Origin of the sequence: Actibacterium sp. EMB200-NS6 (assembly GCF_001305615.1) — a bacterium.
Classification (GTDB): domain Bacteria; phylum Pseudomonadota; class Alphaproteobacteria; order Rhodobacterales; family Rhodobacteraceae; genus Actibacterium_A; species Actibacterium_A naphthalenivorans.
Map to the genome: position 1 here is coordinate 126,229 of NZ_CP010870.1, position 18,411 is coordinate 144,639.

Annotated in this window: 19 protein-coding genes; 14 read left to right on the forward strand and 5 right to left on the reverse strand. The window is 59.8% G+C overall.

Annotated elements, in window-relative coordinates; genetic code table 11:
- The first annotated feature begins 8 nt into the window (after positions 1-8).
- The 4 genes from TQ29_RS18290 to ccmI are packed head-to-tail and all read left to right on the forward strand — an operon-like array spanning position 9 to position 4,202.
- Positions 9-2,009, forward strand: coding sequence for a heme lyase CcmF/NrfE family subunit (locus TQ29_RS18290; RefSeq protein WP_054540589.1), 2,001 nt, complete (start codon positions 9-11; stop codon positions 2,007-2,009).
- Between the two features lie 8 nt (positions 2,010-2,017).
- A complete protein-coding gene (locus TQ29_RS18295) occupies positions 2,018-2,584 on the forward strand; it encodes a DsbE family thiol:disulfide interchange protein (protein ID WP_054540590.1) in 567 nt (188 codons plus the stop codon).
- Entirely contained in the window at positions 2,581-3,054 is a 474-nt protein-coding gene (locus TQ29_RS18300) for a cytochrome c-type biogenesis protein (protein WP_054540591.1), read from the forward strand. The genes TQ29_RS18295 and TQ29_RS18300 overlap by 4 nt, the downstream gene beginning before the upstream one ends.
- Complete coding sequence (gene ccmI, locus TQ29_RS18305) at positions 3,051-4,202, forward strand: c-type cytochrome biogenesis protein CcmI (protein ID WP_054540592.1); 1,152 nt, start codon at positions 3,051-3,053, stop codon at positions 4,200-4,202. Before TQ29_RS18300 ends, ccmI begins: the two co-directional genes overlap by 4 nt.
- Positions 4,203-4,230: 28 nt before the next feature.
- On the opposite strand, the gene TQ29_RS18310 is transcribed toward ccmI, so the two are convergent.
- Both TQ29_RS18310 and TQ29_RS18315 read right to left on the reverse strand, forming a co-directional pair.
- On the reverse strand, positions 4,231-6,360 hold the full coding sequence (locus TQ29_RS18310) for a protein-disulfide reductase DsbD (protein WP_054540593.1): 2,130 nt from the start codon (positions 6,358-6,360) through the stop codon (positions 4,231-4,233).
- A 283-nt stretch (positions 6,361-6,643) separates the two neighbouring features.
- Positions 6,644-6,946: a DUF2933 domain-containing protein gene (locus tag TQ29_RS18315; protein WP_054540594.1), complete on the reverse strand. Its 303-nt coding sequence runs from the start codon at positions 6,944-6,946 to the stop codon at positions 6,644-6,646.
- Between the two features lie 156 nt (positions 6,947-7,102).
- On the opposite strand from TQ29_RS18315, the gene TQ29_RS18320 reads away from it, so the two are divergent.
- From TQ29_RS18320 to TQ29_RS18350, 7 genes are all read left to right on the forward strand, one after another.
- Positions 7,103-7,663: a L,D-transpeptidase gene (locus tag TQ29_RS18320; RefSeq protein WP_054540595.1), complete on the forward strand. Its 561-nt coding sequence runs from the start codon at positions 7,103-7,105 to the stop codon at positions 7,661-7,663.
- Positions 7,664-7,691: 28 nt separating this feature from the next.
- Positions 7,692-8,150, forward strand: coding sequence for a cytochrome c (locus TQ29_RS18325; RefSeq protein ID WP_054540596.1), 459 nt, complete (start codon positions 7,692-7,694; stop codon positions 8,148-8,150).
- A gap of 372 nt (positions 8,151-8,522) precedes the next feature.
- Positions 8,523-9,095 carry a cytochrome c gene (locus TQ29_RS18330; RefSeq protein WP_054540597.1) on the forward strand — a complete coding sequence of 191 codons (573 nt, stop codon included), beginning with the start codon at positions 8,523-8,525 and terminating at the stop codon, positions 9,093-9,095.
- A gap of 2 nt (positions 9,096-9,097) precedes the next feature.
- Positions 9,098-10,015, forward strand: a complete 918-nt coding sequence (locus TQ29_RS18335) for a cytochrome c (RefSeq protein ID WP_054540598.1) — start codon at positions 9,098-9,100, stop codon at positions 10,013-10,015.
- Positions 10,016-10,058: 43 nt separating this feature from the next.
- A complete protein-coding gene (locus TQ29_RS18340; RefSeq protein WP_038008397.1) occupies positions 10,059-11,453 on the forward strand; it encodes a multicopper oxidase family protein in 1,395 nt (464 codons plus the stop codon).
- The gene (locus tag TQ29_RS18345; RefSeq protein WP_007803408.1) at positions 11,450-11,932 is read left to right on the forward strand and encodes a cytochrome c; all 483 of its coding nucleotides are present in this window, start codon (positions 11,450-11,452) and stop codon (positions 11,930-11,932) included. Before TQ29_RS18340 ends, TQ29_RS18345 begins: the two co-directional genes overlap by 4 nt.
- A gap of 1 nt (position 11,933) precedes the next feature.
- Positions 11,934-12,665 (forward strand): DsbA family protein, encoded by a 732-nt coding sequence (locus tag TQ29_RS18350; protein WP_009807488.1) that lies wholly within the window; start codon positions 11,934-11,936, stop codon positions 12,663-12,665.
- A gap of 42 nt (positions 12,666-12,707) precedes the next feature.
- Here the strand turns inward: TQ29_RS18350 and TQ29_RS20475 are convergent, their stop codons facing one another.
- On the reverse strand, positions 12,708-12,908 hold the full coding sequence (locus TQ29_RS20475) for a heavy-metal-associated domain-containing protein (protein WP_007803412.1): 201 nt from the start codon (positions 12,906-12,908) through the stop codon (positions 12,708-12,710).
- A gap of 152 nt (positions 12,909-13,060) precedes the next feature.
- On the opposite strand from TQ29_RS20475, the gene TQ29_RS18355 reads away from it, so the two are divergent.
- Positions 13,061-15,571, forward strand: coding sequence for a heavy metal translocating P-type ATPase (locus tag TQ29_RS18355; protein ID WP_054540621.1), 2,511 nt, complete (start codon positions 13,061-13,063; stop codon positions 15,569-15,571).
- A 12-nt stretch (positions 15,572-15,583) separates the two neighbouring features.
- Positions 15,584-15,982, forward strand: coding sequence for a Cu(I)-responsive transcriptional regulator (gene cueR, locus TQ29_RS18360; protein ID WP_038008399.1), 399 nt, complete (start codon positions 15,584-15,586; stop codon positions 15,980-15,982).
- Between the two features lie 21 nt (positions 15,983-16,003).
- Here cueR and TQ29_RS18365 read toward each other — a convergent pair whose 3' ends face one another.
- Entirely contained in the window at positions 16,004-16,768 is a 765-nt protein-coding gene (locus tag TQ29_RS18365; RefSeq protein WP_173585990.1) for a MauE/DoxX family redox-associated membrane protein, read from the reverse strand.
- A 12-nt stretch (positions 16,769-16,780) separates the two neighbouring features.
- A complete protein-coding gene (locus TQ29_RS18370; protein ID WP_012187184.1) occupies positions 16,781-17,617 on the reverse strand; it encodes a DUF305 domain-containing protein in 837 nt (278 codons plus the stop codon).
- Positions 17,618-17,796: 179 nt separating this feature from the next.
- On the opposite strand from TQ29_RS18370, the gene TQ29_RS20480 reads away from it, so the two are divergent.
- Entirely contained in the window at positions 17,797-18,378 is a 582-nt protein-coding gene (locus TQ29_RS20480; RefSeq protein ID WP_082386781.1) for a L,D-transpeptidase, read from the forward strand.
- The last annotated feature ends 33 nt before the right edge of the window (positions 18,379-18,411 follow it).

Genomic DNA, 18,411 nt, shown 5'->3' on the forward strand with positions numbered 1-18,411 from the left:
AGAACGCCATGGTCCCGGAAATTGGTCACTTTGCACTGGCCCTCGCGCTTGCGCTTGCGCTTGTTCAAAGCGTTCTGCCGATTGCAGGTGCGTCGCGTGGAAACGCCGTCTGGATGAAATCCGCCCAGGCGACGGCAATAGGACAAGTGCTGTTTGTGGCCATAGCCTTCGCAGCGCTGATGCAGGCCTTCATCGTCAGCGACTTCACCGTCAGGAACGTCGTCGAGAATTCCCATTCGCTCAAGCCGATGCTCTACAAGGTGGCCGGGACCTGGGGCAGCCATGAGGGTTCGCTGCTGCTCTGGATCCTGATACTCGCGGTGTTCGGCGCGGGCGTCGCCTGGTTCGGATCGAACATCCCCGCCGAGACCAAGGCGCGCACCCTGTCGGTGCAGGCGTGGATCAGTGTCGGCTTCCTGTCCTTCCTGCTGCTGACGTCGAACCCCTTCGAGCGGGTGTTTCCGCCGCCGCTCGACGGCAATGACCTGAACCCGTTGCTTCAGGACATGGGTCTCGCCATGCACCCGCCGCTCTTGTATTTCGGGTATGTCGGCTTCTCCATCGTGTTTTCCTTCGCCGTTGCGGCTCTTATAGAGGGTCGCGTCGATCCGGCCTGGGCCAGATGGGTCCGGCCATGGACATTGGCCGCCTGGATCAGCCTGACGGCGGGTATCGCCCTCGGGTCTTGGTGGGCCTATTATGAACTGGGCTGGGGCGGCTGGTGGTTCTGGGATCCGGTCGAGAATGTAAGCTTCATGCCTTGGCTTCTGGGCACAGCGCTGTTGCATTCGGCCATCGTCACGGAAAAGCGCGATGCGTTCAAAAGCTGGACTATCCTGCTTGCCATCCTGACTTTCTCGCTTTCACTTCTCGGGACGTTCATTGTCCGGTCAGGCCTGCTTACATCGGTACACGCGTTCGCCGTCGATCCGGAGCGCGGGCTTTACATTCTGGGTCTGCTGGCCGTGTCCATCGGTGGGTCGCTGGCGCTCTACGCCTGGCGGGCACCCGAAATGGAGCCGGGCGGTCTGTTTCGCCCGATCAGCCGCGAAGCCGGGCTGCTCGTGAACAACCTCATTCTGGCCGCCGCTACGGGAACGGTCCTGTTCGGGACGCTTTATCCGCTGATCCTCGAGGCTGTCACGGGGGACAAGATCTCGGTGGGTCCACCTTTCTTCAACGCGGCCTTCATTCCGATGATGCTGGCGCTGGTCGTGTTCATGGGTCTTGGTCCATTCCTGTCGTGGAAGCGGGCTGATTTCGCCGGTTTGCTCGATCGCATTCGGTTCGTGGCCGTGCTGGCGGTCGTCGCCGCCTTGGCCGCGTGGTATCTTCTGTATGGCGGGCCGATCATGGCCTATCTTGCCATCCTCGGCGCAGCGTGGCTGCTTTTTGCGACCCTGCGGGAATGGGCGCTACGCATCCGTCTGTTCGAGGTTTCCCTTGCAGAGAGCGCGAGACGCGTGCGCAACCTGCCACGCGCCTCTCACGGTATGACGCTTGCCCATGCCGGCGTCGCTGTGTTGATGATGGGGATGATCGGCTCGACCGGATGGAAGAGTGAGGAGATCGTCTTTGCCGCCCCCGGGACCGAAGTCACGATCGCCGGGTTCGACATCACCTTCGAAGGGGCCGCAAAGGTTCAAGGGCCGAACTACATCGCGGATCGCGGCACCCTTGTGGTGCGTCGGGATGGCGAATTGGTCACGACACTTTTCCCGGAACGGCGGTATTACCCGGTCGCGGAAAGCCAGACGACGGAGTCGGCCATCCGCTCCACATTGGCGGGTGATCTCTATACGTCGATTGCAACGCCAGCCTCCGATCAAGTGAACAACGCCGGAGCATGGACCCTTCGGATCCTCTATGAACCGCTCGTCAACCTGATCTGGATCGGCTCGATCCTGCTGGTGATCGGTGGCTGTTTGTCCTTGTCGGATCGCCGTTTGAGGGTCGGGGCGCCGCGCCGTGCCAAACAGCCAGCCACCGATGCCGTTCCTGCCGAGTAGGAGAGAAGATGAAACGTCTCATTGCCGGGCTGCCGTTTATTGCGGCGGTCATATTCGGGGGGTTTTTTCTCTGGGGGCTCAATCCCGACCGGGATCCCAACGAGATCCCTTCCGTCCTGATCTCGCAACCGGCCCCGGCGTTCGACCTCGATCCCGTGCCGGGGTTGGAGACACCCGGCCTGGCCCGAAGCGATCTTGTCGGCAACGAACGACCGGTCGTGGTCAATGTCTTTGCGTCCTGGTGCGTGCCCTGCCGCGCGGAACATGCCGTGTTGACAAGATTTGTCGAACGAGACGGCATGCGGTTGTTCGGAATAAACTACAAAGACAAACCTGAGGATGCCGTGAAGTGGCTCAATGACCTCGGCAATCCCTACGAGCGGATCGGGTCCGACCTGTCGGGCCGGACCGGGATCGAATGGGGCCTGTCGGGCGTGCCGGAAACCTTCATCGTCGATAGCGATGGCACCGTTTTGTTTCGCTATGTCGGGCCGGTCGTGGGTCCGGACGCCGTCGAACGGTTCACGCAAGCCCTGAAGCAGGCAGGCGCACTGCCAAATGGAGCAGCATCATGAGACAGTTGATTTTCGCGTTTTGCATCGGGCTCCTTCCCATTGCCGCCAATGCGGTGGAACCGGACGAAATGCTGACCGCCCCGGTATTGGAACAGCGTGCGCGGGAGATTTCCAAGGATCTGCGATGTGTCGTCTGTCAAAATCAGGACATCGACAGCTCGAACGCGGGTGTGGCGCGGGACTTGCGTCTGCTCGTACGCGAGCGCTTGGTCGCCGGAGACAGTGACACCGAGGTGATCGAATACATACGGGCGCGGTACGGGGATTACGTGCTGCTGAAACCGCCTCTGGAGCCTGCGACCTACGCGCTTTGGTTCGCTCCGATCGCTTTCGTTCTGATCGGGGTTTTCGTTGGTGGCGGGCTACTGATGAGTCGGCGAAAGCAAGAGGCATTTGAAGACTTGGGCTCGGAGGATGAGAACACCGTGTCCGAAATTCTCAGACAAAACGAAGCGGGGGATGCGTCATGATCTGGGGTATTTTCGGTCTTCTGACGCTGGTCGCGATCGGAATAGTCCTCTACCCGCTGCTGCTGTCCAAATCGAACACTCTCACCAGAGGAGATGCGGTACCGGCCATCCTCGCCGATCAGATGCAGGAAATCGAACGAGACATGGACCGCGGTTTGATTTCTGAACAAGAAGCTCAAGCAGCCAGACTCGAGATCAAGAAACGGATCCTCGCGACGACCCGCAATTTGGAAGCAAAAGCCGGATCGTCCCGTAGTGGTGGCAGAGGCACTCTTGTTGTCGCGGCGGTCCTCGCGCCGGTTATTGCCGCGGGCTACTATCTGACAATGGGATCGCCGGAGGTGCCTTCAATGGCCTTCGCTGCCCGTGCAGAGGAGCGCGCACAGACTGATGAAGTGACGGCGCTGGCAATACAACTTCGCGAAAGGCTTGTATCCGATCCGACCGGCGGCCCCAGCGAAGGGTGGATGCTGTTGGGCCAGACCTATCAGCGCATGGGCAGAACAGTTGATGCTGTCGAAGCATTCGAAGTTGTCGCCAAACGGGAGGATGCCACCTCCGCGACATTCTCCATGCTGGCGGAGGCTGTCGCGGTTGCCAATGATGGCGTTGTTATTCCACGGGCGAAATTGGCCATTGATCGCGCTTTGGAACTTGACCCATCCAATCCTGCGGCAACCTATTTCGAGTCTCTCTACCATCTTCAAAAAGAAGAGACGCGTAAGGCCTACGATCTGCTCGTTTCCCGGCTGAACCAGGAAAAGACGTTCGTGCCCTGGATGGAAACATACGTTTTGCAGATCAACCGGATTGCAGCGGCAGCTGACCTCCCGGTCGTCGATCTACCCAGCGGGCCGACATCACAACCCGGCCCGAGTGCGGCAGATGTTGCGGCGGCGTCGGAGATGAATGACGCGGACCGCGCGGAGTTCATCCGGTCGATGGTCTCGCGGCTGGCCGAGCGTCTTGAGGATGATCCGGACGATCTGGATGGTTGGATGCGGCTGGCAAACGCCTATACCGTCCTTCAGGAGCCCGATCGCGCCATCGCCGCCTACCGTAAGGCTGAAGCGCTGTTGGAACAGCAGCCTGCCAGTGATCCTCGGCGTGCGGCGGTCCGTGCCGCGCTTGAGCGGCTCGGCGGCTGACTACTGGTCGGTGTCCCGCCCGGGCAGGTCACTCCTGTCCGGCAACCTTTGCGGAAATATCCCGACCCCTGGCTTGCGCCAAGGCGTTCATCACGTCCTCGGTCGTCAGCAATTCGGACAGCACAATGCCGTTTGGTGCCGACGGTCCATAGACGGCATTGAAGGGGATGCCATATCTGCCGAAACTCTCAAGGTAACGGGAAATGCGCGCGTCCGGGCGTGTCCAATCTGCCTGCATCGGCGTGACGCCCGGCGTGTCCAGCGCACTGCGGACCGGATCACGGTCGATGACAAGTGTCTTGTTCGCTTTGCACGTCAGGCACCAGTCAGCGGTCACATCGACAAAGACGACCTCTCCTGCGGACACGCGTTTCGCTATGTCCGAACGATCAAATGCGATCCAAGCCAATGCCGATTGCGACTCTGAACGGGCCGGCGCTGATTGCTGCAGGACAGGACCTGCGGCAAGAGCCAGGACAAGGCTGGCTGTGGCAATAGACCACCTGAATTGGGACTGCACATTCGGGAGGGACAAGATCAGAACGGCGAGACCGGACAACGCCGCGACCGCGATGACAGACGCAAGCCCGGCGACACCGTCGAGCACCCAGAACAGCCACACGGCGGTTGCAAGCAACAAAACCCCCATGACGCTTTTGATGATCAGCATCCATCGACCAGGCTTGGGCATGAATGCGACCAGACGCGGGAACGCGGCGATGACGAGATAGGGCAGGGCGAGGCCGAGCCCGAGGCTCGTAAAGACGATGAGGATGTCCACGCCACGCCCGGCCAAAGCAAAGGCCACCGCGGTGCCGAGGAACGGTGCCGAACAAGGCGTCGCCATGACGGCACCGAACATGCCAGTGAAAAAGTCGGCGGAATACCCGTTGCGTCCTCCGGCCCCTGCAAGCCGCGTCTGCATGCCGTGTGGAAGGGCGAACTCGAACGCTGCGAACAGATTTGCCGAAAAGACGAGCAGGACAGCGATCATCGCCGCAAGAAACAGCGGGCTTTGAAACTGCAAACCCCACCCGACGCTGAGGCCTGCCGTCTGGAGCGCCCAGAGGACGAGCGCCAGACCCCACATGAACGTCATGATGCCGGCGCTGGCAGCGACGAAACCGAACCGGACACGGGTTGTGTCGTGATCGGTGTGTTTGAGCACAGACGACACCTTGATGGACAGCACCGGCAGCACGCAGGGCATCACATTCAGGATCAATCCACCCAGCAGCGCGATCGCGGCAATCCAAAGCAGTTCCATCATGTCCGGTGTCGTGGCGGCCAGTTCGAAAGGCGGCGCGATGCCTTGCGCCACGCGATCCGCAATCACGGTAAACGCCCGGTTCTCGCCGTCGGTGACGGTAATCGACGGAGCCACTGTCACATCCGTATTCGACGAGAGGATCGGCAAGCGCGCCCAAAGCAAACGATCCTCTTCTCCCAAACGGATATCGGGTTTGCCAAGCGCAACACCCATACCCAGTTCGGGAAACACATCCGGCGACTGGAGTGGTTCATCGACGCGAAGGCTGACGATCAACTCCGTGAGGTCTTCGTCGATGAAGGCATTTGCCTCGCTGACGCCGCTCGTCTTGGCCCCTTCGGGGACGCGCTCGGAAAACGTACCGATCAGCCCAGCCGAAGTGCTGTCGATGACGTTGCCCCGTCCGAGGCGAAGTGACAGGTCAAACTCTTCCGGGACACAGACATTGGAGCACACCAGCAGTTTGACCTGCGCGGAAAGAGTCACAGGTGCGCCGGGATCTTTGAGCGTTATGCGCAGCGGAAAGACGACGTCACCCGCATAACCAAAATTTTCGATGCCGAAGGCGGTGAAGCGCGTTGGGGCGGGCCACATGAATTCGACATCTGCGACGTTTTCGGAACCGCTCCATTCGACCGAAGGCGGTATTCCCACCTCGCCCGCCGACCGCCAATAGGTCTTCCAGTTTTCGTTCAGTTGAAGATGAAGCCCGGCTGACAGAGTCCGTGTGTTCTCGGGAACGCCGTCCTGTACACTGAAGAGATACGCGGTAAGTGGCGCACTTTGGTATTCAGCAGAGGTTGCTGCCGAGACACTTCCAGAGACAAGGGCCAAGAGCACGAAGGGAATAAGCAAAACCCGTCGCAGGATCAAAAGGCAATCGATCAAGATACCTGCTTCCTTCCCATATTTTCCGCAGATTTCGCCAGGACGGCGGAAATTGCGTCAAAGTCCACCTGTGGCAAAACCCTGACGACCGTCCGCACAGACAATTCGCGCAACGCCAGTCGCAGAAGATGAAAGGGTTCGACACCCATCCGGCAGAAGGTCTGACGCTTGCTTCGTGGACACGATAGCGCCGCGATCCGAGCAGTCTTCAAGACTTCCGGCACATCCCCCAAGCATGAAACCCGACAACAGCAACGCGCCTACGCGTACCTTCCCGCGCACATCACGGCCTGTCGCGGACCACGACTGGAATCGCGGAGGTTATGGGCTCGGTCGTTTCCTCGATAGTATCCTTTGCCTTGTCGGAATGGCACGATTTTCCCATGAATTTGTGCATCACGAGATGCGCCCCCACGCACAGCAGGAGCGGGGCAAAAGCCGCTGCATTGCCCCACATGCCCGCCAATGTGCCGCCGGCAAGAAAAAATCCCGCAATGGGCAGCAGCATGACGACGCAACACGCCATCATTCCGTAATGCATGAGCCTGTCCGTGATCGGCTTTTTTCTGTGGTTCCGGTGGTCCATGACACCCCCATTGTCTCGTTCCCGGCGTCATTTGCGGCCCTCCAGCAGGGTAAGGTCAAGGATACAAATGGATACACTTCTCGCGGCCTTGTCAGGTTGCCTGATGCCGGGTCTCCCGTAAAAGAGATGCAACAAATCCGAGGCTAGGAGTGTGTCATGACAATTTTGCGAAACAACAAGGTTAATCGACGAAGCCTATTGGGATATGCGGCTGTCGCTTTGGTTGCACCAAGCGTGGTTCGAGCCGAAACCATTCGCCGCAACATCTCTTCTTTTCGAGTTCATGACTGGCAAGATCACTTCGACGCACTCGGAAAGGGGATCATCATCTCCGATACCGTGACGAAGGCGCTCCAGCATTGGACATCAGATGGCGAAATGCGGATCTACCCAACGTCCGTTCCGCTGACCGACGAACTCACCAAACGCGGTTACACCGAAGTGGTGGAAAAACGCAAAAACCCCAGCTGGGCGCCAACGCCCTCCATGCGGGAACGCAATCCGGAATGGCCGGCTCGTGTCGAGGGGGGTGATCCGGACAACCCATTGGGTACTCGTGCACTGTACCTGTCGTGGCAGTACTACCGTATTCACGGGACACAGGATACGCGCAAGATCGGCCGCCGGTCGTCAAACGGCTGCATCGGCCTGTTCAACGCACAGATCGAGGAAGTCTACGAGCGGGCACCTGTCGGCACTCAAGTCAAACTCATCTGACCCAACGGGCAAGGCGGAAGATACAGGCATGGACAAATTGACTGCGCTGATTGGTGCCGTTTTTGTTATCGGCGGGGGTTTTGCCGTTTGGCAGTTCGTTGGAGCGGAAGATACAGCGGTTGGCCACTCCATGACGCCACCCGACACAAGTGAGATCGCTGAAGGCGGCCCGATCGTCCAGGTCCAGCTGCCTGACGCACTCTCGCAGCAGGCGGCGCTTGGGAAGAACATATTTGAGGCAAAATGTTCCGAGTGTCACGGCGAAAATGCCGCCGGTCGCAACGGTGTTGCGCCGCCTCTCGTGCACAAGATCTACGAACCGAGCCACCATTCGGACATGGCTTTTGTTCTGGCAGCTCAAAACGGCGTCCGTGCACATCACTGGAATTTCGGTAATATGCCTAAGATCGAGGGATTGACCCAAGGAGACGTCAAGATGGTGGCCGCCTATGTCCGCGAATTGCAGCGGGCCAACGGGATCAACTGATGCGTTGGTCGAAGACGAACCGATGGATTCTGTCGGCCGTTTTCGGCCTTTTCCTAGTGGTTCTCGGAGTGCCTGAGGCGCCAGCTTTTCATGGTGAAGCGTCCTTGGCGCAAGAATTTCACGCTCACGAAGATGTAGGGTCATCGACGAACGAGGCCTCTGGCCACTGTCATCCGGGACTCGATTGTTCTGTCACGCCGGTGGTGTTTCTCCAGCCAAACGTGGTTTACGAGCCGCAGTTTCTGACGGCAGTCATGCAAGACGTCGCGACCCAACGAACCGAGTTGCGCTCCGCCAGCGATCCTCCACCGCCACGACGGTGGGTCTGATTTCACATCGCTCGAAAAGCAGACCCAAAGAAGGATCGAAGACATGAAAAAGACGACTATCGTAGCGGCAGTGTTGATTGCAGGTACTGCGGTCACGGCATTCGCGCATAGCGGTGCCACCGGCATCGTGAAAGAGCGCATGGACGCCATGCTTGCAATGGGGAAGGCGGTCAAGACCGTGGCCCCGATGATGAGGGGCGAAACGGCCTATGACGCAGAAACAGTGCGCGATGCCGCGCGCCTGTTCCAGCAGCACGCCGGTGAGAGCATGACGAACCTGTTCCCTGAGGGCACAGGGGGCATGCCCTCGGAAGCCAAAGACGAGGTGTGGACCGACTGGGACCGCTTCGCAGCATTGGCGAGTCAGCTGGAAGAATATTCCGAAGGCCTGGAACGCGCAGCCGACAATGGATTGGGCGGCATGGGCGGCAATACCTCCATGGGTGGCACCTCGATGATGGGCGGTGGGTCCATGATGGGCGGGAGCACGATGATGGGCGGAGGCGGCATGATGGATGCTGCCGCCATTGCCGAAATGCCCGCCGACGCGGCATTCGCGATGACGACCCAGGTCTGTTCCGCGTGCCATGAACGCTTCCGGGCGGAAGAAGACTGACCATGCGACGGTTTTTGACACTGGTCAGCGGGGTCGCCGTGCTGGGCGCGGCCGGCCTCGGCGCGGTGATTGCATGGCCTGTCGGCAGTGCGGTGGCGCCGATCGCATCAGCGGGCAATGTCGACCGGGGCGCGTATCTGGCGCGCGCCAGTGGGTGCATTGCCTGTCATACCAATTTCGAAGCGGGCGGCGCGCCACTTGCCGGAGGGGCGCCGCTCGAAACCCCGTTCGGAACGTTCTATCCGCCCAACCTGACGACAGACCCCGAACATGGCATGGGCGAATGGACGGCAGAACAGTTCGCAAAAGCCGTGCGGCAGGGTATCGGCCCCGATGGAACGCCCTACTATCCGTCTTTCCCATATACGTTCTATGCGGATTTTTCTGACCAGGATATCGCTGACCTCTGGGCGGCGTTTCAAACCGTGCAGCCCGTGGACAAGCCTGCACCAGAAAACGATGTCAGCTTCCCATTCGACCAACGATGGGGGCTGAAGCTCTGGCGAGCGGCGTTCTTCTACGATCCGGATACCGAACCGGTTGAAGGGCGAAGCGACTCATGGAATCGCGGACGGGAATTGGTGCGCGGTGCGGCACATTGCGGAGCCTGCCATACGCCGCGCAATCTTGCGGGAGGCCGCGATATCGGTGCTTCCTTTGCAGGCAACGCCCAGCTTCCCGGTGGCAGCAAGGCACCCGCGATACGGCCAAAAGACCTGGCCAAAAATGACTGGACGGTTTCAAACCTCGCTTATGCGCTCCAGACCGGCATCACCCCTTCGGGCGATGCGTTCGGCGGCAGCATGGCGGAAGTCGTTCGCGACGGAACTCGGTTTCTGACACCTGCCGATCGCGAAGCGATGGCGCTTTTCCTACTGAACAAGGACACGGTCGAGGCGGAGAACTCCGCTTCGAACTAACATCACGCGGGGGCGACACGCCCCCGCTTTCTCGAGGATCGAAATGAAACAAACACGTAGGGATTTCTTGCGCAATGCAACTCTGGCGGCCTGTGCGGCCGCCATCCCGCGGTCGGCTTATGCCGCAACCCCGTTCGAGGACGTGGTTACCAAGGTTGCGCGTCGACAACTTCTTCCGGACACCTACCCGGAAACAGAGATCTGGGGCTATGACGGTCTTGTTCCGGCCCCGGAAATCCGGGTTGCACAAGGCGATCGGGTGCGTCGCAGGTTCCGCAACGAGGTACCCGATCCCAGTTCGGTTCACTGGCACGGAATCCGGATCGATAACGCGATGGATGGCGTTTCAGGACTGACCCAGAAAGCCGTGGCACCAGGTGAAACCTTTGACTACGACTTCGTCGTACCGGACGCGGGCACCTATTGGTATCACGCGCATAATCGCTCATACGAGCAAGTCGCGCGTGGTTTGCGCGGTGCCTTGATCGTCGAAGAGGTCGATGGACCGGACATAGACCGCGAGGAAGTCATCGTTCTGGAGGACTGGTTGCTCGACCCTGAGAGCGGGCAGCTGTTCGACAATTTCGAACAGCCTATGATGATGAGCCACGGTGGACGCATCGGCAACTTTATCACGACCAATGGGCGCTATGACCTGACCTTGCCCGCGAAGCGCAACGAACGCATTCGCTTGCGGATCATCAACGCAGCAAGCGCTCGAATTTTCCCGCTGAGGCTCTCTGGATTCAGTGGCTGGACGGTGGCCGTGGATGGAATGCCAACCGGCCAACCCCAGTCGGTTGACGGCGAGTTGATCCTCGGCCCGGCACAGCGCGTCGACTTAATTGTGGATGTGACCGAAGGCGAAGGCGGCACCGCCCAATTGCTTCGCATCGGCGATGATGATCAACTGACCCCGTTGGTGAGTTTTCTGGTCAACGGCACAGCCAGTTCAGTACCAAGAGGCAAGCCACTGCCGTTGCCGCCGAACCCCGCGGCACACGCCCCGGACCTTGCCGATGCGCGTGATTTGCGACTGGTCATGTCCGGCGGGGCAATGGGGCGAATGCAGTCCGCATTGCTTGGCGGGGAACGTCTTGGATTCCGTCAGCTTGCCCAAGCGGGCAAATTCTGGGCCCTGAATGATGTCGCCGAAATGACCTACACGCCACTGGCCGATCTATCCCTGAACGAGCCGGTGCGCCTGAAGATCGAGAACCAGACCGTTTTCCCACATGCGATGCACCTGCACGGGATGCATTTCCGCGAGCTGCGCCCCGACGGCGCGTTCGGGCCGATGCGGGACACGATCCTGTTGGCCGGCAACGAGTCCCGGGAGATCGCCTTTACGGCAGACAATCCCGGCAAGTGGCTGTTCCATTGCCACATGCTCAGCCACGCCGCATCTGGCATGACAACCTGGATACGGGTCACATGAGATATCTCGTTTGGTCCCTTCCGATCACTGTCGCAGCAGCCGCCTTCACGTATTGGCTCTCGACCAGTGCATCCTCGGATGTCGGCAGCGCGTCCAGGGCGGAGAGCTACGACATCGAAGAAGGCGCGTTGCTCTACGCAGAAAACTGTGCGTCTTGTCATGGCGCGGGTCTGGAAGGCCAGCCGGAATGGCGAACGCCCGGCGCGGATGGGCGCCTGCCAGCACCACCACATGATGAGACGGGTCACACCTGGCATCATCCTGACAGCCTGCTCTTCGATTACACAAAACTGGGGGGTGCGGCGCTTCTGGCGCGTCAGGGCGTCGAATTCGACAGTGGCATGCCCGGTTTCGCAGACGTGCTGACCGACCAGCAAATTCACAACATCCTGGCCTTCATCCGGTCCACCTGGCCAGACCGCATCCGCGAAGTCCAGGCCGCGCGGACAGAAGCCGACGAACAACGGGGAGAGAACTAAAATGCGTTTCAGACAAGCCTTCACGACGGTCGCGATAGCTGCCTTGCTTCCGATACCGGCACTCGCGGACGAACTGTCAGAGTCCCGGGTCAAGGAACTTGTGCTCGAGGCAATCCGCGAGAACCCGGAGATTGTCATGGAGGCCGTGGCGATCCTCGAACAAAGGCAGGCGCAAGCGCAGGAGCTCAGTCAGGCCCAAGTTCTGAATGACCAGCGCGATCTGATCGAGAACGATCCGAATGCGCCGGTTCTCGGCAACCTGGAAGGGGACGTCACTGTTGTGGAATTTTTCGACTACAACTGTCCCTATTGTCGGCGGGTCAAACCCGAGGTGCGGGCTTTGATCGAAGACGATCCCAACATTCGCCTCGTCTATCGTGAATGGCCCATTCTCGGAGACGGATCGGTGTTTGCCGCGAAAGCGGCCTTGGCAGCGCGCAAGCAGGACAAATACGAAGAGTTTCACTGGGCAATGATGGGGCTGGAAGGCCGCGCGGAAGAGGCCTCCGTGCTGCGCGTGGCCGAGGAGATCGGCCTGGATATCGCGCAGTTGCGCAAGGACATGGAGGCCCCCGAGGTCGAAGAGCACATTGCGACCTCCATGCAACTGACCCAAGCTCTGGGCTTTAACGGCACGCCGTCTTTCGTGATCGGGGATGCGCTGGTCCCGGGCTTCGTCGAAAAGGCGCAGCTTGCCGACTTGGTCGAGGAAGCCCGCAAAGTCGAAGACTGAAATTCTGTGCCCGGACCACCCTTGGGTGGTCCAGGCACTGCATCAAGCGGCCGCAGGTTCCACGTTGTAGCCCGCATCCCGAATGATCGCTTGGACCTGATCGGCTGGTAACACGCTGTCGACATGCACCTGTCGGGCAGAAAGGTCACATTCCACGCCTGCATTCGGATCTGCGCTCTTCACCGCGCTTTCGATTGCTGCGGTGCAATGCCCACAGCTCATGTCCGGAACGCTGAACTTCATCGGAACCACTCCTTGATCTGATTTCTATCGGTGACATGGGGCTTCCCCCCGCTGGAAGGTCAAGTGAAGAAATTTATTTGGCGCCCTCCCATTGACCCTCCAGTAACTGGAAGCCTCATATTCCACTTCGAATGGAAAAACAGGTGACACATATGCCCGAACCCAAACAGATCAGCCTGCCGATCGAAGGCATGTCATGCGCGTCCTGCGTTGGCAGGGTCGATCGCGCATTGAATGCAATCGACGGCGTAGAGGATGTGTCGGTGAACCTTGCCTCGGAAACTGCTCGCATGAGCGTGGACGCGCTCAAGCGCATTCCCGACATCATCGAATCCCTTCGCGAGCTGGGCTACCCCGCGCGGAAGGCCAGGGCCGAACTCACGATTGCAGCGATGTCCTGTGCCTCTTGCGTCGGGCGGGTCGATAAGGCGCTTGCCGCGGTGCCCGGGGTGGTCGAGGTGAACGTCAACCTCGCCTCAGAGACGGCGACGGTCGTTTACGTCGAAGGTCTTGTCACGACATCCGATCTGATCGAATCAAGCGGCGCGGCAGGGTATCCAGCAACCGTGGCAACGGCCCAGGCCGGTGACGACAGAGTTGCGCGCAAGGAGGAAGAGGCTCAGGCGCTTGCCAAACGGGTCACCTTTGCGGCCATCCTCGCCTTGCCGGTCTTCCTGATCGAAATGGGTGGCCACGTCATTCCGGCCGTTCATATGCTGATCGAGACCACGATTGGCCAGCAGACGAGTTGGCTTCTTCAGTTCGTGCTGACGACAATCGTTCTCTTCGGCCCAGGCCGGACGTTTTACACCAAGGGTTTCCCGGCCTTGTTCCGGGGTGCCCCCGACATGAACAGCCTCGTCGCGGTCGGCACCGGGGCGGCTTACCTTTATTCCGTGGTTGCGACATTCGTACCGTCGGTCCTGCCTGACACGCTGCGCACCGTCTATTTCGAGGCGGCAGCGGTCATCGTCGTTCTGATCCTTCTGGGGCGGTTTCTTGAAGCGCGCGCCAAGGGGAGAACGGGCGCGGCCATCCAGAAGCTATTAGGGCTTCAGGCGCGGACTGCACGCGTGATGCGGGACGGAGAAAGCGTCGAGATCGAGATCGATGCGCTGGTTCAGGGTGACATCGTCATCGTGCGCCCTGGTGAACGCATCGCGGTCGATGGCGAGGTCATCGAGGGGACCAGCCGCGTCGACGAAAGCATGCTGACAGGCGAGCCGATCCCCGCTGAAAAAGGTGCCGGAGATACGGTGACCGGCGGGACGGTCAACGGCGCCGGAAGCCTGCAGTTCCTCGCCACGCGGGTCGGCGCCGACACGACCCTGGCGCAGATTATTCGCATGGTCGAAGAGGCCCAGGGCGCCAAACTGCCGATCCAGGGATTGGTCGACCGGATCACCTTGTGGTTCGTGCCTGCCGTGATGGCGATCGCGGCGGCGACCGTGCTGGTCTGGCTGTTTTTCGGGCCTGATCCGGCCCTGACGATGGCGCTGGTCGCCGGTGTGTCGGTGCTCATCATCGCGTGCCCCTGCGCGATGGGGCTTGCGACGCCGACCTCGATCATGGTCGGGACGGGACGTGCTGCGGAAATGGGTGTCCTGTTCCGTAAAGGTGACGCCTTGCAGCAGCTCGATTCCGTTGATGTGGTCGCCCTCGACAAAACAGGCACGGTGACCGAGGGGCGACCCGCACTGACTGACCTTGTGCTGGCGGAAGGGTTCGATCGTACAACAACGCTTTCGAAGATGGCCGCCGTAGAGTCGCTCTCCGAGCATCCTGTCGCGGACGCCATCGTGCGGGCCGCGCGGGCCGAGGGCGCACCTCTTGTGGCGGCCGAAGGCTTTCAATCGGTCACAGGTTACGGCGTGCGCGCCGTGGTCGAAGACGTGGAGGTGTTGGTTGGGGCCGACCGCTACATGGCGCGCGAAGGCATTGACGTCTCGGCATTGTCTCCAGAGGAAACGAAGATCGCAAGCAAGGGTCGCACGGCGCTTTACGCTGCCATAGATGGGCGTGTCGCCGCCGTGATCGGCGTGGCCGATCCGGTCAAACCGGCAAGCCGCGCAGCCATCGCAGCGCTGCACGAAAAGGGTCTTGCGGTTGCGATGATCACCGGCGACAAACGCGAAACCGCCGAAGCCATCGCCCGCGAAACCGGTATCGACCACGTCATCGCCGGCGTCCTGCCGGACGGCAAGGTTGCGGCGCTCGACAGTTTGCGCCAAGGGAACAAGCGCATCGCCTTTGTCGGCGACGGGATCAATGACGCCCCGGCGCTGGCGCATGCCGATGTGGGCATCGCCATTGGAACCGGCACCGATGTGGCCATCGAATCTGCGGATGTCGTCCTGATGTCGGGCGATTTGCGCGGCGTGGTGAACGCCTTCGAAGTATCGCGGCGGACCATGCGCAACATCCGGCAGAACCTGTTCTGGGCCTTTGCCTACAACGTGGCACTTATTCCGGTCGCTGCCGGGGTGCTCTATCCGGCCTTTGGGTTGCTCCTGTCACCAATCCTTGCGGCGGGTGCGATGGCGTTGTCCTCGGTGTTTGTCCTGACCAATGCCCTGCGGCTGCGGCGCATCGCGCCTGCGATGGACGAGCAGCGCGCAATCCCGGCAGAGATGGCAGCCGCCACTCCTGCTCCAGCAGAATAACGGAGGTCCGACATGAACATCGGAGACGTTGCCCGACAATCGGGTGTGCCCGCCAAGACGATCCGCTACTACGAGGACATCGGTCTGATCCGCCCGAACCGTAGCGAGAACGGCTATCGCGCGTTCACCGAGAACCACGTTCACAAGCTGGCGTTTCTCGGTCGCGCACGGGCCTTGGGGTTCACCATCGAAGATTGCAGGACGCTCCTGTCGCTCTACGAGGATGAAAACCGCGAAAGCATGCAAGTGAAGGCGGTTGCGGAAGACCATCTGCGCCAGATCGAGGAAAAGATCGCGAAACTGCAATCCATGCGCGCGACGCTCGCCGAACTGGTGGAAAAATGTGCCGGGGATCACCGGCCCGACTGCCCCATCATCGAGGATCTGTCGCCGGAGCGGTTGGCCAAGTGACAGGCAAGAAGGGGCTGTACCTCAGAACCAGATCGCGCGGACCGGCATCCAGATACCCATGAAGATCATCATCAGGTTTTCCGTCAGCGAAATGAACCCCAGCGGGACGGAACTGTCACCGCCGACGCAGGCGCATTTCAGCTCTCTCTTGTCGATATAAACAGCCTTGAACACGCTGACAGCGCCTACCGTGCCGATAAACAAGGCAACCGGAGCCGAGAGCCACAGCAGCGCGCCGGCAGTCATCAGGATACCTGCCAACGCTTCGCCGAACGGGTAGACCTTGCCGTATCGCACCCATTTGCGCGCCAGCAGATCGTAGTTGAGGAACATCGTCGAAAACCCTTCGACATCCTGCAATTTCTGGATCGCGAGAATGGTCATGGACAGCGAAATGAACCATTCGAACCCCCGCAAGGTAAGGACCGACCCGTACTGGTGCCAAGACAGGCCCAATGCCAACAGCGCGGCGACAGAAAAGATCGCGATGACCGGCTGGTAGGTCGTGTCGCTTTGCTCTTCCTCGGGTGGGTCAATGTCGAAAAACACCCTGAGATCATCGTAACCGCCGATCCGTTCGTCCCCGATGAAAGTCTGCGGCGTCGTCTCGACCCCGTGCTTCTCCATGAAAGCATCGGTGTCTTCACGGGTGTCAAGCGGATGGTCTTCCACCTCGAAGCCTTGCCGCTCCAGCAGGTCTTTCGATTTCAGACCGTAGGGGCAGACATGGCCCGGCATGACCATGCGATAAAGCTGCGCGGATTTGCTGTCTGTGTCGCGGGGCATGTCCTTTCCTCCTTATCCGCTGCACGTAAGTTGACCACGGAACCCGGCTTCGTAGTCGGTTCCCGCGCTGACGATCAGATCGGTCAGGTCACCGTTCGTCTCTGCGATCTCGGCCGACAGCGGGCCTTCAGAAAATGCATTTTCGCCCTGCGCATTCAGGCGCACCAGATCACCGCTGATCTTCATTGCGGCTGCAGACCCTTCGCCGGTTTCACCAGTCACCAGTACAGCCGGACTGTCCGAGGTGTAAGCAAAGCGGCAATTTCCGCCATTCGGGAACACCGCAGCGATTTCGTCTTCCGTCAGAAACTCAGGATCGACCTTCGACACGACCTCCGTTTGAAGCGCCTGTTGCGCATCCACAACCTGCGCCGGCGTTTCGCTTCGCGTGGCCGATGCTTCGCCGTTTGCTCCAATGTCAGCAATAAGGTAGCGCATTTCGGCGATTTCCTTGTCCTGCGCATAGATAATGTCGTCTGCGAGCCCCCGGACGCGCGGGTCGGTGATCTCGGCACGAGTCGACGTCATGATGGCGATCGAGTGGTGCGGGATCATGGCGCGCATGTAGGACCTGTCCTGCACCGTGAATTGCCCGCGAACCAGCCAGAGGCTCGCCGCGAAAAGGACTATTGCGCCAACGAAAATCGCGATGTTGGCTTTGGTGTTCTGATACATGGACAACATGTACGCCAACATGATCACGGCCATGGTCGCCCCCATCAGGATGGCCATGTAAAGGCGTGTCTCCGAAAAGAAGATATGGCCCCAAAGATAGGTGTTCAGGTACATCAGAACGAACATGACCACGGTCGATGTTCCGATCATCATAAAGAATCGTGAGTAGTGCATTTCCAGTCACCTCCTTGCAGTTCTCTGTAAAACAACAACATTCCAGCGCTGGAGAGTTCCAAAAGCACGAATTTTCGTAGTTTCAAGGCAACAAAGGCGCGTCGTTTGCCCCGGTTCACGGCTTCTTTTCTTTGCCCCTGACGCGCACTGAATTTTCATGGGTCCGAGGAGATCGCGCCATGCAGAATTTCACGAGACGAGAATTGATTTGTGCCGGAGCGATGGGTTGCTTTCTGCCCACAACTGCCTGGGCCCACAAAGTCAAATTGCCCGAACGGTTTGAACCACAATTGGTAAACACCCGTCGTGGTGACTGGGTTAAAGGCGATGTCCACGTCGTTCCCGACGATTTTTTCCTTTATTTCATGCTCGAGGACGGGATGGCGATCCGCTACGGGGTCGGGGTAGGGCGCAAAGGTTTGTACGAACCCGGAGAGTTCACGGTAGCGCGCAAGGCCAAATGGCCATGGTGGCGGCCAACGAACGCCATGATCCGGCGCGAGCCACGCAAATACGCAAAGTACAAGGATGGACTGAAAGGCGGGCCAAACAACCCGCTCGGGGCCCGCGCGCTCTATCTCTACGATGCCGAGGGACGCGATACCTATCTTCGCATTCATGGAACGAACGCCCCGGAGACAATTGGGTCTGCCGTGTCGAATGGATACGCGCGGTTGACGAATGAACATGTGAAGGATCTGTACGAACGCGTTGAAATCGGCGCCCGCGTCTTCCTGTATCCCAAAGTGACAACGGCGTGAGGAGTGTTCTGTCGCCTTGAAGTTCCTCTTCCG